The organism is Rhodococcus sp. NPDC127593 (assembly GCF_042671975.1).
Lineage (GTDB): Bacteria > Actinomycetota > Actinomycetes > Mycobacteriales > Mycobacteriaceae > Rhodococcus_F.
Genome location: NZ_JBHXWI010000086.1, coordinates 1 through 14,711, shown reverse-complemented (window position 1 = coordinate 14,711; position 14,711 = coordinate 1). Strand labels below are relative to the sequence as shown.

The 14,711-nt window shown below is 63.9% G+C and carries 13 protein-coding genes and 2 pseudogenes; 4 read left to right on the top strand and 11 right to left on the bottom strand.

Going from position 1 to position 14,711, the window contains the following annotated elements:
- Window positions 1–3: 3 nt before the first annotated feature.
- The 8 genes and pseudogenes from ACFVJ3_RS44275 to ACFVJ3_RS44240 form a co-directional block, all read right to left on the bottom strand.
- Window positions 4–1,227: a CaiB/BaiF CoA transferase family protein gene (locus ACFVJ3_RS44275; RefSeq protein ID WP_378458102.1), complete on the bottom strand. Its 1,224-nt coding sequence runs from the start codon at window positions 1,225–1,227 to the stop codon at window positions 4–6.
- Window positions 1,224–2,405, bottom strand: a complete 1,182-nt coding sequence (locus ACFVJ3_RS44270) for a MaoC family dehydratase (protein WP_378458101.1) — start codon at window positions 2,403–2,405, stop codon at window positions 1,224–1,226. The genes ACFVJ3_RS44275 and ACFVJ3_RS44270 overlap by 4 nt, the downstream gene beginning before the upstream one ends.
- A 20-nt stretch (window positions 2,406–2,425) precedes the next feature.
- Window positions 2,426–3,763: an MmgE/PrpD family protein gene (locus tag ACFVJ3_RS44265; RefSeq protein WP_378458100.1), complete on the bottom strand. Its 1,338-nt coding sequence runs from the start codon at window positions 3,761–3,763 to the stop codon at window positions 2,426–2,428.
- A complete protein-coding gene (locus ACFVJ3_RS44260) occupies window positions 3,757–5,895 on the bottom strand; it encodes an acetate--CoA ligase family protein (protein ID WP_378458099.1) in 2,139 nt (712 codons plus the stop codon). Before ACFVJ3_RS44260 ends, ACFVJ3_RS44265 begins: the two co-directional genes overlap by 7 nt.
- Window positions 5,896–6,238: 343 nt before the next feature.
- On the bottom strand, window positions 6,239–6,970 hold the full coding sequence (locus tag ACFVJ3_RS44255) for a GntR family transcriptional regulator (protein ID WP_378458098.1): 732 nt from the start codon (window positions 6,968–6,970) through the stop codon (window positions 6,239–6,241).
- A 342-nt stretch (window positions 6,971–7,312) separates the two neighbouring features.
- Window positions 7,313–7,987, bottom strand: a complete 675-nt coding sequence (locus ACFVJ3_RS44250; protein ID WP_378458097.1) for a PaaI family thioesterase — start codon at window positions 7,985–7,987, stop codon at window positions 7,313–7,315.
- 427 nt (window positions 7,988–8,414) lie between these two features.
- Entirely contained in the window at window positions 8,415–9,749 is a 1,335-nt protein-coding gene (locus ACFVJ3_RS44245; RefSeq protein ID WP_378458096.1) for an MFS transporter, read from the bottom strand.
- A 308-nt stretch (window positions 9,750–10,057) separates the two neighbouring features.
- Window positions 10,058–10,135: pseudogene (locus ACFVJ3_RS44240) on the bottom strand (Lsr2 family protein); the annotation flags it as partial.
- A 188-nt stretch (window positions 10,136–10,323) separates the two neighbouring features.
- Here ACFVJ3_RS44240 and ACFVJ3_RS44235 point away from each other — a divergent pair.
- On the top strand, window positions 10,324–11,307 hold the full coding sequence (locus ACFVJ3_RS44235) for a DUF3024 domain-containing protein (protein WP_378458095.1): 984 nt from the start codon (window positions 10,324–10,326) through the stop codon (window positions 11,305–11,307).
- A gap of 233 nt (window positions 11,308–11,540) precedes the next feature.
- On the opposite strand, the gene ACFVJ3_RS44230 is transcribed toward ACFVJ3_RS44235, so the two are convergent.
- A complete protein-coding gene (locus ACFVJ3_RS44230) occupies window positions 11,541–11,732 on the bottom strand; it encodes a hypothetical protein (protein WP_378458094.1) in 192 nt (63 codons plus the stop codon).
- A gap of 278 nt (window positions 11,733–12,010) precedes the next feature.
- On the opposite strand from ACFVJ3_RS44230, the gene ACFVJ3_RS44225 reads away from it, so the two are divergent.
- The 3 genes and pseudogenes from ACFVJ3_RS44225 (at window position 12,011) to ACFVJ3_RS44215 (ending at window position 13,327) form a co-directional block, all read left to right on the top strand.
- Window positions 12,011–12,394, top strand: a complete 384-nt coding sequence (locus ACFVJ3_RS44225) for a hypothetical protein (RefSeq protein ID WP_378458093.1) — start codon at window positions 12,011–12,013, stop codon at window positions 12,392–12,394.
- Window positions 12,391–12,981 carry a zeta toxin family protein gene (locus ACFVJ3_RS44220; protein WP_378458092.1) on the top strand — a complete coding sequence of 197 codons (591 nt, stop codon included), beginning with the start codon at window positions 12,391–12,393 and terminating at the stop codon, window positions 12,979–12,981. Before ACFVJ3_RS44225 ends, ACFVJ3_RS44220 begins: the two co-directional genes overlap by 4 nt.
- 20 nt (window positions 12,982–13,001) lie before the next feature.
- A pseudogene (locus ACFVJ3_RS44215) lies at window positions 13,002–13,327 on the top strand (DUF4193 domain-containing protein).
- Between the two features lie 255 nt (window positions 13,328–13,582).
- On the opposite strand, the gene ACFVJ3_RS44210 reads toward ACFVJ3_RS44215, so the two are convergent.
- Window positions 13,583–13,753, bottom strand: a complete 171-nt coding sequence (locus tag ACFVJ3_RS44210) for a hypothetical protein (RefSeq protein ID WP_378458091.1) — start codon at window positions 13,751–13,753, stop codon at window positions 13,583–13,585.
- A 235-nt stretch (window positions 13,754–13,988) separates the two neighbouring features.
- Window positions 13,989–14,633, bottom strand: a complete 645-nt coding sequence (locus ACFVJ3_RS44205) for a lipase family protein (protein WP_378458090.1) — start codon at window positions 14,631–14,633, stop codon at window positions 13,989–13,991.
- Window positions 14,634–14,711 lie beyond the last annotated feature (78 nt).

The window sequence follows — 14,711 nt, the reverse complement described above, 5'->3', positions numbered from 1 at the left end:
TCCCTAGATGACCTGAGCGTCCCTGAGCGTGCTTAGGTCATCGGTGGACAATCCGAGCTCGTCAGCCAACACCTCGGCGGTGTCGGCACCGAGTGAAGGCGGGGGGCATTCGATCGGCATCCTGTGATCGTCGACGAGGTACGGGGCGACGACCTGATGGATTTCGCCGTACTCGGGGTGTTCGATGGCGGCGATCAGTCCCTGCGACCAGAGCTGGGGCTCGCGGAACGCTTCGCTCAGCCGGTTCACCGGCGAACTCGGGATCCCCTGGCTCTCGAAGATCGCCTGCCACTCCGATGTGGGCTTGGTCGCCATTTCCTTGTTGAGGATCTGTTCGAGTTCGTCGCGGTGCTGCACTCGGTGCACATTGGTCTCGAACCGCGGGTCTGCCACCAGGTCGTCGCGCCCCAGCAGCTGGCACAGCGAGCGCCATAGCTTGTTGGTGCCGGTGGCGATGACGATGTGTCCGTCCGCGGTGTCGAAGGCGGCGAACGGCGCCAGCTGCGGATGTCCGGAACCCATGGGCCCGATCTCGGCACCTCCGTCGATGACGGCGACGGAGTAGTTCATGAGCAACGAGACCATCGCGTCGAGCAAGGAGATCTGGACGGTCGATCCCTTTCCCGTCACCGACCGCTTGTGCAGGGCAGCCAGAATCGCCACGGTGAAGTGAGCGCCACCACCGAAATCTGCGATGGACGCGCCGGGCTTCACCGGGCGCGGGTCATCGGCGTAGCCGGTGATCGACATGACCCCGGCCCGCGCCTGGATGGCGACGTCCATGCCGGGTTGACCGGCAAGTTCCCCACCCACGCCGTAGGCGGACAACTCGGCCACGATCAGTCCCGGATTCACCTCACGAAGGGCATCCACGCCCAGCCCGAGGCGGTCCATAACTCCCGGACGGAAGTTCGACAGGACGATGTCCGCGTTCGCGGCGAGCCGCAGAGCCAGGTCCTTTCCTTCGGGCAGGCTGAGGTCGATGCCGACCGATCGCTTGTTGCGGTTGATGGCCAGGAAGTAGTCGCCGCCGAATTCCTCGGCGCCCGAGGCGAACTTGTCGCTGACGTTCATGTATCGGGTGGGGTCGCCGCGGCGCGGCCGCTCGATCTTCCAGACCGCTGCACCGAGATCGCCGAGGAGCATCGATGCGTAGGGTCCGGCGACCCCGTGTGTGAAGTCCAGCACCTTGACACCGGTCAGGGGTGCCTCCCAATCGTTACTCACAACTTGCTCCCGTCTGACAGTAGGAAAAGGTCGCGCACGTCCTTCGACGGAAGCCGCACGGTAGCGGTCCCGGTGACGTTGACGCGATCGTCTTGGTTGATGCCCCGGAACTCGATATCGACGAGATGTTGATCACCGGCGACCCGTTTGCCCGAGACGGTTCCCTTCATCCATGTCGTATCGCCGACGAGGTTGGGCGCCAGGAGTTTGTGGTTGAGCGACTCGATGAAGGACATGTCGCCCGCCCAGTTCGTGATCAGGTGGCATCCCCAGTTCGCGCGCTGCCAGCCCTGGTCGTAGGCACGGGGCATGCCGATCTCGCGTGCGATCTCGTTGTCCATATGGCCGGCGGCGGGGTGCATCGGAATGCGCGTCGTCGGGGAGTGATAGACATTGCCCGGGTGACGCTCACGATCGAGAACGGCGAGCTTGAGCGGAGGGTAGGTATTGCGACGTCCCGAATAGAACGCCATGATGTCGACAAGTGTGAGCGGCCCCTTCACCACGGGGCGCAGTACGTCGCCCGGCTCGACGTCCTCCCAGTACCGCGGTTCCGCGCCGCGCCGCTCCTCGGTGAGGTACGCCGTCTTGATCGCGTCCAACTGCTCGTCGGTGTAGGTCGGCGGGTCGTTGCGGTCCTCGAATCCGCGCAGCCCAGAGTTTTTGCCCGAGTTGCTCCGCGGGATACGGAGTACATCGCTCTCGGCGATGGACACGAGTTCGCCGCGCTGATTTTCGAACACGGTCTGGCCGATCTGCACGAAGAAGCGGTTGGCGTGTTTGCCGACCTTTTCCTCCATTCCGACGACACGCGCCCGGGCGGTGATCTTGTCGCCGACCCGAATGGGCACATAGTTTTGCCACCGGGTGCCGCCGTAGATCCACTGGATTCCTCGGAATCCCGGGGCGACGATCGTGGAATCGAACGTGTACAACAATGTCGGCGGAGCGATCTGTCCACCCCAGAACGAATGGGCGGCGTACTCGGGGTCCGAGTACAAGGGATTGTCGTCCCCCATGCTGTACTCGGCCCAGCGCCGAATGTCGATCGGCGAAATCGACTCGGCGTACGTCGGTACGTGCACGTCTCGTCTCAGCCACACGCCGACGAGTGCTTGGGCCTTCTCCACCATCTCATCGGTGATGTCGGGATTCTTGGACGCAATGACTGCGGTCATGTCTCGAACTCTCCAGACTGTTAGAACTGCTCGGTCAAATCACTGATGGAACCCAGATCCGCGATACCGCGACAGGCTCCAAAGATCTTGTCCGCGGACGACTGATCGATCGCTCGACTCGCGCACATCATGAACTTGTCTTCCACTTCGGCAGGGGTGAACCAGCGAGCACGCTTCCCCGGTGCCAGGGGAACGAACTCCGTGTCGGAGTGGCCGTCGGACCAGGACACCGAGACGCGTGTTGCGAATTCGCTGTCACCGGCGACCTCGGCCGACTCGGACACCGTGATCGACGGCAGGACCGATTGGATCGAGGGATCCTGCACGGCGGTGTCGGTGAAGGAGTCGAGCGTTACCGCGCCCCGCGTCAGCGCGGTCGCGACGCAGTACTCCATGCTGAACTTGCCCTCGAGGCCCGATCGCGGGCGGTCGTATACCAGAATCTCCCGCGAGTAGGCCGGCGTGTCGACGCGAATCTTGTCGATCGTCGCGTCATCACGACCGGTGTTGCGACGGAAGATTCGCAGCGCCGCCTCGATCGCGGGGTGTGTTGCACCGCAGGCGGGGTACGGCTTGAGCGCCAACCCGAACGGGGAGATCGTCTCCCAGTCCTCGCCGAGGGTGCCCCAGCACTCGTGCTGCGCTGCCTCGGTTCCGTCTCCGAACACATCGAAGAAGCCGAACTTCCCGTCCATGGCGTTGCCCGACGCCGTCAGTCCGCAGGAGGCGAACTCGACTGCTCGAATACCATTCGACGCCGCGAGGCCGGCGTGGAGCGGCTTCGTCATCGTTCCGAAGTTCGCTCGTACCCCACTGGCCATCGACGCCGCGATGCCGAGCGCGGATACCGCCGCCGCCTCGCTGCAGTCGCTGAGGACAATCGCGGCGACCGTGCTCGCGATCGTTCCGAACGTCCCGGTGGCGTGCCAACCGTGCAGGTAGTGACCCATGTTCATTGAACGGCCGAGTCGTGCCTCCACTTCGAGGCCGAGGGCGTACGCCCGGAGGGCATCCCGGCCGGATGCCGCCGGGTGCGCCAGAATGGTCGCGACGAGATGGGAGCTGGGATGCGAATACGCGGGGTGGTTCGTGTCATCGAAGTCGAGCGCATGGATCGCCGTGCCGTTGAAGCATGCCGCCGACGCCCGGTCCCGGCGCACACCGTGCCGTCCGATCAACGCGTGATTTCCGGGGTACTCGGCGGTCGCCGCAATTAGCGAATCACACGCGGGCTCAACGCTGCCCGCGATCCCTACGCCGATCGCGTCGGTGATCGCGTCGGTGACGGTGCTCCGCACGTCGTCGGGCAGATCGTCGTACCGGATCGATTCGACGGCCCGGAGGATCTCGTTCAACATGGTTGCACCATCGCTTCTACGGCAGCGCCCGCCAGGCCCGCTGCGCTTGGGTCACCGATTCCCGAGACAGTGAGGACATCCACGGCAGTCGATCCGTGTGAGCCGACGATGAGCGGGTTGATCTCGATTTCCGCCCCCGGTCGACCGGCACTGTAGAAGTAGTCCGCGAGAGCGTGCGCGCTGGCGACGATCGACTCGACGTCACACGCGGTCGCATTGCGGTACCCGGACAGCAACTTCCACACATCAAGCTCCGAGACGGCGCTGCGGATCTGTTCCTTCGACGCGGGGATGGGCAGAATCACGATGTCCTGCAGTAACTCGGCCAATACGCCGCCTGCGCCGACGACGAGCAACGGCCCGAAGTCCGAATCCCAGCGGGTGGTGAGGAGCATCTCGACATCGCCGCGCGCCATTTCCTGCACGATGCACGGCACGCCTGCTCCTACCACCTGCGCGTACGCCGTCCAGGCTTCCTGAAGGTCTTGTGGCGACTCGAGCCCGACATAAACGAGTCCGAGCTCGGTCTTGTGTTCGGCGACATCCGATGATGCCTTGAGAACGAGCGGATAGGCGAGCTCCGACAGCGCCGAGTCGGCCATGTCACCGTCCCACATGCACCACCGCGGTGTCGCGATCCCCATGTTGGCCAGCATCTGCATGCTGGCCTGCCACTCTTCGGGGACCACCGCGGGATTTCGTTGTTCATCGGGTTTCGGTAGCCGCTCCTTCGACACGTTCGAGGTGTTGTCGGCCCAGTCGTAAAGCCAGCCTGCGATCTTGATGGCCTCGGTCGGGTCCTCGGCGTGGAGCAGCCCGTTCGATGTGATGAGGCGACGCACTGTGTCGTCGACTCGCCCCAGTGTGCTGATAATCAACGGCTTGCGTTCGTGCAGATCCGTGCGATCGACGACGCCCGCAATGTGTTGACGCAGAATATGTTCCGCACCGTTTGCGTATTGGAGGATAATACTGTCGGTGTTGACGTCGGCGCCGACGATGTCCATGACCGCTTCCAGCATCTCCGGTCGTCCGACCACTTCGCCAGTCACGTCGATGGGGTTTTTGTGGTAGCCGAACCGCGGAAGGACCTGCTCCAGAAGATTTTCCGAATCGGTTTCGAACGAGGCCATTGGTACGTCGAGTTCTTCGGCGGCGTCGGCGAGGAGTGCGCGACTTCCACCGGACAAGGCGATGACACTCACTCCGCCCGTCGCCCCGTTGCGACCCCTGGCGGGCACGGACGGCGCGATCGCTGCCGCCTCGGTCGCCGTGATCAAGTCCGCGATCGACTGAACCTGCACGATGCCCGTTCGCTTGAGCATTTGGGTGTAGACGAATGAGGGCGCCGACAAGCGCCCCGTGTGCGTCGCGGTCGCTTGCTTGCCGAGACTCGACGTTCCCGCACACAGTGCAACGAGCCGGATGTTGCGCGCCGCTGCCCGGACGCCAAGCTGGCGCAGCCGCACGCCGTCGGAGAGGGCTTCGATGAACAGGGCGATGACCCGGCTCGAGCCCTCGTCGATCATGTATTCCAGGTAGTCGAGGGTTGTAAGGTCCTGCTCGTTTCCGGTACTGACGAAATACCTGCATCCGATTTCTCGGTCTTGTAGTTGGCGAACGCATGCGGCGCCGATGCTGCCGCTCTGGCTGATGACGCTCACCGGGCCGGGAAGAAGCTGCGGTCGATTCGCAGCACTGCCAAACGTCAACGCAAGATTTTCTGGCACAGACCAGATGCCTTCGCAGTTCGGCCCGACGATTCGGACGCCCGACTGCTTGGCGGCCTCGGCGAGTTCCAGGGCGAGATGGGCGGACGATCCGTCCTCGGAGAAGCCCGAACTGCAGATCACAGCGAACTTCACGCCGGCTGCGCCGCACTCCTTGACCGCATCCGGCACCAGGGGCGCCGGCAGCAGGATGAGCGCGACATCGACCGGTTTCCCGATCGCCGTCACATTCGGGTAGGCGGCGAGCCCCCCGACCCGCGGGTGTTTGGGATTGACGGCATAGATATCGCCGGTGAACGGATGTTGTAGCAGTCGCGTGAGCGCTCGTCCCGAAAGCTTCTCCGGGTCACTCGACGCGCCTATCACACAAACCGATGAGGGCGAGAACAGGTCTTCAAGCATGTGCCCACAGTATCTTAGTACTTACTATAGGACAATAGGCTTGACGAGGGTTTTCCCGACGTTCTTTATCGAACCCATCCCCACTTCGACACAAAGCACGTCCGCCCGAGACCCCGCGGTGACCGGCATGTGGTCATGCTTCCGAGCGGTCGGAGCGGCGGCGGCCGGGCGGAGGTGCGTCATGCCGCTCCTGCGCATCGCCCCCGCGGAATGGCCACCGGTCGTCGGCGATCATCGCCGCGGTGGCACAGGAGGCAAGCTCGTTCCATCGACTCGCGACGAGCATCCACACACGGGAGCGTCGCGGCCGCCCCCGGAGGCATTCTCAATCGGGCGGAACCCGTCAAAGGGAATTACGACCCGCGCGGCCGAGTCGAATCTCGAAGTTGAAACGAGAACCGGGGTAGTACATTTCGACGAACGCTAGCGGTCCGTCCTTGTCGTAGAGGGTGCGCTTGGAGTACAGAACCGGATCGCCGGTCTTGATATCGAGTTTCTCGGCGATGTCCGTTGTCGCGACGTCCGCGTGAATCGACTGATGCGCGGAAACGATGGGGGCCGATTCTCGCGCATCCAGCAGACTGAGCAGCGACCCGTGACGAAGCTCGGCTTCGGGCAACTCGGCAAACGCATCCTCACGGACGTAGTCGATCAGCCACAGACGCGGTTCTCCATGCGCCATCCGCAGACGGCGGACGACACCCACGGGACCCCCACCGAACAGCGATTTGACGTCCGCGGGGACCTCCGTGGTGGTCTCGGCCGCGTATTCCACCGTCTCGGCCGCGTCGGACTGGTAGATGACGTCCTCAAGGTAACCGGTGAACTGAACGGCGCCGCGCGCCTGCACATCGTCGGCGACGAATGTCCCGAAGGACCGCCGCCTGACCACCAGACCTTCCGCCTCCAGCATTCCCAAGGCTTCGCGGATTGTTACGCGACTGACCTCGAACTGCTCCGCGAGTTTGGCCTCGGTCCCCAGCCGTGATCCTGCCGCGTAGTAGCCCGAGGTTATGCGGGACCATAGAATCCGCCACACCGCGTAGTACCTGGGAATTCGCGAGTTGATGTTCACGTGCACCTTCCCCTGACGGGTCGCATCGTAGCTAAATCATAACAAACGGTCCAACACTATTGGATCACCGTACAGTGTCAAAAGTGATCCAAGCGCCCGCTCGGGGGTGCGTCGATGCGCTCAGGGAGCTGAAGATAGCGGTCCGGCGGCAGTACCTCGGGATGCGTCAGTGGAAGGTGCCGCGCACCTTTGTCGCCTTCATCGGGGCAGCGAGGAGAGCGATCCGCGCTCGGGTAGCTACGCGCAACCGGAGTAGGTGAGCAGTTCTCGCGTCTATCCTCACTGGTCAGTGGTTGCCGCAACCGGGACAGGAACGGGGCGCCGGTCCCGTCGTCGGCGGAGTCACACGTTTCCGTCGGGCATGAAGGTGCCGTGCGCGGTTGTCAGAATCCGGCCGGACCGGGATGTGATGGATGCTGTGACGGTGGTGATGCGGCGCCCTTGGCGATCGATGACCGCCTGCAGCACGAGGTCCGGTTCGGTGAGGAGGCTGGCGGGGCGATGGTAGACAAGCGACAGGTCAAGTAGCTCGTAGTGACCGGGCCGCGTCGAGGACAGCACGGCGCACATCACGTGGTCGATGAGGGTGATGTGGAGTCCACCATGGATGATGCCGAGGTGGTTGCAGACGCTGCTCGAAGGACGGATGGTGAGGGTGATCTTGTCGGTCTCGGTACGTGCGTCTCGGACGCCGATCGCCTCGTGCAGCCAATCAGGTCGGTATGCATGGTGTTGGTCTGTTTCCGTGGGGGGCGTAGTCACGCCCACGGTGGGCACGGCGACGAATCTGCCCGTACACATGGCGAAGGCGCGACCATCGCGGTCCTTCAACGTTGATCTGCTCAGTCCGGATCGGGTGACGGTGCCGCTCGACTCACCGTGGCCGGTCGCGATCGAGCCCGCCGAAGGCAGACCGTCGAGCCGGTCGAGCCGGAGATTTGCAGTGCGCAGACCGTAGCCGTCGGGTAGATGACTGACGAGAGCCTGTGCCGCGGAGACATCCGCCAAAGCTCCCATCCAGCCGATCGTCCCCTCCTCCCCCGCCCGCAACGTCGGTACAGGCATCGTCGCGGTGGCCCAGCCCGAACCCCTTCGGATGACGCGACAGCCCGTCAGCGCTTCTGCCGGGTGACGGGGTCCATGGTCGTGTTCTTGGCCGCCCGGACCGGTAGCGGAGAGCACTTTGGGGATAGATCTCAATGGAGCGTTCCTTACCTCGCGCGATGGCTCCGGATCACGGTGATCGAAGTCGCGCTGAAAATCGGGATCAAGCAGACGAAGACCATGCAGGTCCGGCATCAATAACGCCGGGCCCCACCGATGGACGGCTCGAAGGTCTCATTGCGTTGTGACCGAACACAATTGACGACATCTCAGTGCCAAGCCATCGTCCCTGCGGTGGGTCGGTCGAGCCGTCGGTCGGGAATTACCAATGCCAGCCGTCTCAGTCCGGCAGCGGACGATTGGCCGTTTCCGAGACAAAGAAGGAGACGATCAACGACGGCACCACGGTGAGGATCAGGTAGATGCCGGGAGCGAAGGGGCTTCCCGTTACTTCGATAAGGTATGTCGAAACATAGGGGGCCGTCCCACCGAAGAGGGCGACGAGCACCCCGAATGTGGCTGCGGAGCCCGTGAATCTGATATTCGTGCGGAATCTCTCGAGTCCGGGGGTGAGGTTGTTCGCCTGGGCGGCGGCGGTGGGCAGCACGAGCAGGATCAGGCCGACAATCGCCGCCACCAGATGTCCACTGTTGAGCAACACAAAGGCCGGGAAGGTGAGGACGATGAACCCCGCGGCAGTGAGTCGGAGCAGCACACGTCGCCCGATGAGATCGGAGAGCCGGCCGAAGATGGGGACGGCGATCATCTGGATAGACCCTGCGATCGCAAGGATCGCCAGGGAGGTCGCCACGGTGAAGCCCATCTCCTTCTTCAAGAAGGTGGGCATAAAGGTCATCAGCAGGTAGAAGCTCACCATCGACGGCATGTAATAGGCTGCGGCAAAGCCCATTTCCTTGAAGTTGGTACGCCCCCGGAACGCTGCCACGAGGGGCGTACGCACGACGGCCGCGTCGCGCTTGACAGACTGGAAGCTGGGCGTCTCGTCGACCTTCAATCGGATGTACAGGCCGACAACGCCCATTGGACCGGCCAGCAGGAACGGGATGCGCCAACCCCATGATTGCATCGCGTTGTCGGGCAACAGGGCTGCGACCGCCGCGGCCACGAAAATTCCCGACACGAACGCCGCGGTTGTGGCGACCTGCAACAAACTGACGAGGAATCCTCTGCGTCGATTCGGAGCGTGCTCGGCGACGAAGATGGCCGCACCTGTAATTTCCCCACCGGCCGAGAGGCCCTGGACTAGACGCAAGATCACAAGCAGAATCGGCGCTCCCACTCCGATCGCGTGGTAGTCCGGTATCAAACCGATAAGGACGGTCGCAACCGAGATGAGGAGAATGATCGCCGACAGCGTGCGCTTACGCCCGATGCGGTCCCCGACAGGTCCCCAAACAAACCCTCCGAGCGGTCGAGCCACGAAAGCGAGGGCGAATACCGCAAAGGTGCTCAGCAGTGCGACGACCGGATCTGCGTTGGGAAAGAACGCCTTCGCGATGATCGGTGCCATCGATCCGTAGATCGCGAAGTCGTAGTACTCGATAAAAGTGCCGGCCGTGGCCGAACCGATCACCCGCCGCAGCGAGCTTCCATCTCGATTGGAAGCACCTGGCGCGGAGGGTGATTGAACGTTGACTTCCGGGGAAGTGTCCACAGGAATCCTTATTTCGTTCGTGCCGACCAGCGGCTGGGATGGCCGTCTAGACATCGAGACTGTCGGGCCTGGGAGTGCCTTGGGAGGCGTGGGGACATGCGAAAACGTGCGCGCACTATTCATATGGTGCAGACCACTGTATCTTAGTACGCACTATAGAACAATGATGGTTGTTCTGGAAGGCGGCGACGACGTCCTTTCATCTTCCGCCCGTCTGCCAGACGCTGCGGCACAGCAAGACCGGCCGTGACCTGCCATGACGACATGCCCCATCTCAGACGACGGTGGCACTGTCGCACCAGCGCAAGGGCGATGTAGTACTCGAAGGTCTCGCGGAGTTCCTTGGCGTGCTCGTCCTTCAGGTCGATCTGGTATTCGACGCCGTCCGCACACATGCGACGTCCCCGGTCCTGGTCAACCGCCCACCGCATCTGGCGAGAATAGAACTCGGGTACCTCGATTCGCCCGGGGCCGGCGAGACCGAGGTCAAGTACGCCGAACGCACGACCCGGATGAGCCCCGATCGATGATCGTTGTGGAGAAAATGTGCCGATAGTCGAGTACCTTCTGCAACGTGCTCGTCACCGATCTGCGTCATTTTCTCGATCTGCCCGACAAGGTCCCCGGCCCCGCCCGCCGTCTCGCCGAACAGCTGTATGACCTGGTTCGCGCCGCCACCGCCGGTGACACCGGTGTCGCCTGGGTGAGCGCGCTGCCGTGTCGGCGACGTCCCGGCAACCACCGCTGCGCCGGCCGGATGCTCATTCTGCGCGCCGAGACCGAAGGTCCCATCGCCTGGGAATGCAGCAGCTGCGGCGAAGAAGGACTCATCAGCGACTGGGAGGACTCACCGTTCGACCTCCGCCGCCGCCGACCCACGGAAACCGCCCCTGTGCACCACCTCCGCCTCCCGGACGAGGTGGCGGCGACACTGCGCAGCATCATGGTGCTCGACACCGACTGCGAACGCGTCGTCTTCGCCGCGTATGCCGACGGCGACGACATCATCCTGCCGATCCGCGACGACGACCTCGACGAGCTGATCGGGTACGTGGCATCCGAGAGCAACCATGAACCGAACCGGCGCCGCCGCCAGCGCCTCGACGCCGCGTTCACCGTACTGACCGACGCCGTCGAAACCCCACCCGAATCATCCCCGGACCCCGTGGTCTCCGACGACAGAACCGGCGATGTACCGCCCCGGCCGGGATCCGGGGCGACCGGTCCGCCGGAGCTCGATATCGCGCGGGTGCAGCGGTGGTGCGGTGCCCGCGTTCCCGAGCACGCCCGCCATGAGGTGCGTCTCGAATGTGAGGTCGCGGCGCGGCACCTGACCATCGTCGAGCGACGCGCCCCCTGGTGTGAGGACGTCGGGCCGGAGTGGACCAGCCTGCCCATCGCACGGCTGCGCTACACCAAAGCCACCAAAACCTGGACCCTGTACTGGCGGGACCGCAATCTCAACTTCCATACCTACGAGCCGTTGCCGTCTTCTCCGCACCTGGAAACCCTGCTGTCCGAACTCGACCGGGACCCAACGCACATCTTCTGGGGCTGACGAAAACTTCTGGGGCTGACGAAATCCCCCACATGCGTGCCGCGCCGCTATCCCCAAGCGACATATCGCGATGACCGAGGAAACCGACAACTTCGCCGGAATCGGTCGCACACTGTTGCGCGCAGGTCGGTCCTGGCGGCGACGGAGAAGGTGCGCACCAGAATCGGCATAGCCGCGGTGATGACACAGGTCGCAGAAGGTCCAACGGGCGGCCGGGTTGTGGGCGCGGGAGGTCACACGGAACGTCCGATCTGCAGATTGAGACAGTCGGACACCCCTGGGGTGTCGCGTCGTGGTGGCTGACCCCCTCCACCCGCCTGCCCGAGGGACAGACCCCGGCCGACGTCGCCGCCGACCCGGACCCCGCAGCCGGTCAGAAGCTCGAGCGACTCGCCGCCGCGGTGCTGCCCGACTGAACCCGTCACACCATTGTTCCGGCGGTGAGCACGGTCTTATGCGCCGGCAGGGGTAGACCTCCGGCCGGTGGTTCGAGGTTCGGTATGCACAGCAGCCACCGCGCCTCGCACGCCCCAACCCTGACCGCCCAACCCGACGAGTTCGCCGGGCCGCCGCTTCGACTCCCTCGACGGCAGCTCCGCCTGCCTCTATATCGCCGACAGCCCCGACTGGGGCGATCACCGGCACAGCTTGTAGCTACCAGCTACACTTGTAGCAAATAGCTACACCACACGGGAGTGAAGCGATGCAAAGCACATCGGACAAGGTCACCCGCCTGGCAGCCGACCTGGTCGCCAGCGCCATGGCCGAGGGAGAACGGCAGCACCGCACCGGGCGCCAGCAACTCGAACACTGGGCCCGGGTCGGGCGTGCGGTCTCGAGCCGGCAGACCGCGGCCCGCCGCCGGGTGGAGGACGCCCTCGCCGGCCGGTTGCCGATCGGCGAACTCGGAACCGAAGAAGGCACAGTGTTCAACGCCGAGATCACCGCGGCAATCGAGGAACAACTGACCACCACCGACTACGGCGCTGTGCTCGCCGCCCAGGGAGTCACCACGGTCGCGCTGTCCGAGGACGGTCAGATCGTCGAGTACCGTCCCGACGGCACGCACGCAGTTCTGCCCGAGTGAAACGACTCGACCTGGTGGTCGGCTGCAACGGCGCCGGCAAGTCCACTTTCGTGGCCTTCACCCTCGCTCCCCTGCTGCCGGCCAGCCCGTTCGTCAATGCCGACGAGATCGCCACACAACGATGGCCGGCGAATCCGGCCGCACACTCCTACGAAGCGGCAGATATCGCCGCGAAGACCCGATCACACCTGCTGATCCTGGGGAAATCGTTCATCGCCGAGACGGTGTTCTCCCATCCGTCGAAACTGGAGCTGATCGACCAAGCGCGCACACACGAATACACCATCGTCTTGCATGTGGTGATGATTCCCGAGGAGCTAGCGGTCCAGCGTGTGCGCTACCGGGTCCGAGCCGGCGGGCACGATGTGCCCGAAGACAAGATCCGCCAGCGATACCAACGATTGTGGGGCCTCGTCGCACAGGCGTTCCCACGTTGCGATCACGTGACCGTGTACGACAACAGCTCGAGCACCGGCCCACGCATCGTCGCCCAATTCACCGACGGACACCTCGTCGGCGAAGCCACCTGGCCCGCATGGACACCCGCAGAACTGACCTCGCACACCAACCGGGGCGAACAACCATAGGCGCAGTAACAGCCCGGCGGATCCGAACACCCAGGCATGAGGAAACAGCAGGCACGGCCACCGACTACGACGCACCGACAGTCACCGAAACTCGACGAGACGGACACCTCCCTCGAACAGCTGACCGCCAGCCGGAAAGACACCCAGTCCCCCGCCGTCGACGTCGAGGACACCGACACCGCCGAGTCCTTCGAACTGCCCGGCGCCGACCTGTCCGGCGAAGAACTCACCGTCCACGTCATACCGAAAAGGGCGGACGAATTCACCTGCACCAGATGCTTTTTGGACCACCACCGCAGCCGCCGCGCCTGGCGCTACACAGCTGGTCTGCCGGGACTTCGCCTAAGGACACATCGATTACCGAGGGCATCGGGATAGATCGAGCCTCCCCGACACCGGGCACCCCGCCTCCCGAAACCCCTCGGACGCATCCGCAGCCGGTGCTCTCTGCCGCCGATCACTCTCCCCGATGTCTGCCGGGTGTCCGCACAGCCGGATCCGGATCTTGGGCGGGCCGGTGGAACCCCGGATCGATGGTCAAGTCTTCGGTGTCGGCAAAGACCAGCCGCCCGTCGTCAAGCGCGATTGTGCACGGACGGAATCAGCTCTGATCCCACGGCGATTGCTCGAGTCTGTTGAGCTCATCGAGAACCAGATCGACGGCGGTGGTCGGGATCCGGAAGTTTGTGCCCTCCAATGCCCGGAGGCGGTCGCGGACGTAGGCAAGCATGGCGAGCTCACGCTCGACTTCGGCTGCGATTCGGTCGCTCACGGTCCCGTTATCCTGCCCTGAGTCGGCGGCGAACCTGTGCCGCCATAGGTGTCGAGAATAACGCCGGCAAGACGGGTACTCGCCGACTACCACTCCGCCATTGAGGGTCCTGGCGTCAATAGTCCCATTGCCCGTGCATCACGTTGCGCCCAGGCTCCATGTCATTTCACTCCATTCTCATTGCGTCAGCATCGAACCCGGGCAATAGACGTCCTCCTCCGCGTGGCGGGTGCGCTCAGCGCAGTACCCGGGCGGCGAAGTCCAGCGACTCGGGCATCGAATCGGTAAGGCTGTGGGCATGGTCCGTTCCAAAAAGCTGCTGATATTCGACATCGACAGCACTTGAACGCATTTCGGCGAGTTGTGCCCAGGTCAGTAGGATCGGAACCTTGGTGTCGGCGAGGCTGTGCACGACCCGGATTGGTCGGTCAAATCCGCTGGTGGGGACATTCTGCATCTGGTCGAGCACACCGCGTAGGTCCGGGGTGTCGAGTGGGGTGGTGAAGAGTTCCGCGACGGTAACCGGGTGGGTGCGCAGATATTCGTTCAGGTCGTTGCTGCAGGTTGCCTTGGCCTTTTCCATCAGGTCGATTCCGGTGGGGGTCAGATGTTGGCGGATGTCGAGTTCCGGGCGGCCGTCGTCGAGTCCGGCGAGGGTGTACAGGACGTAGTGGGCGATCCCGGCGACCGGGACGGAAGGGAAGTTCGGTCCGGCCAGCGGGAAGAGCTGGTCGAGGTGGGTGGGGGCGGCGACGGCGATTGCGCCGCGGAAGTCGAGTTCGGGTGTGCGGGTGGTGGCCTGGTGGGCGGCGAAGTAGGTGGCGTGACCGCCTTGGGACAGGCCGGTGACGATCCACCGGTCGCTAACGCCGATTTTCACTCAGCGAATCGACCCGCATTTTGTGTCTGCTCACGCGAACTCGTAGCGCACGGTGCGGCCACCGAGCCAGGGGACGGA

Bases quoted from the DNA above. Each gene is read 5' to 3' on its own strand.
- ACFVJ3_RS44270 (WP_378458101.1), bottom strand. From the start codon at position 2,405: ATGACCGCAGTCATTGCGTCCAAGAATCCCGACATCACCGATGAGATG.
- ACFVJ3_RS44265 (WP_378458100.1), bottom strand. From the start codon at position 3,763: ATGTTGAACGAGATCCTCCGGGCCGTCGAATCGATCCGGTACGACGAT.
- ACFVJ3_RS44260 (WP_378458099.1), bottom strand. From the start codon at position 5,895: ATGCTTGAAGACCTGTTCTCGCCCTCATCGGTTTGTGTGATAGGCGCG.
- ACFVJ3_RS44250 (WP_378458097.1), bottom strand. From the start codon at position 7,987: ATGGGAGCTTTGGCGGATGTCTCCGCGGCACAGGCTCTCGTCAGTCAT.
- ACFVJ3_RS44225 (WP_378458093.1), top strand. From the start codon at position 12,011: ATGCAAAGCACATCGGACAAGGTCACCCGCCTGGCAGCCGACCTGGTC.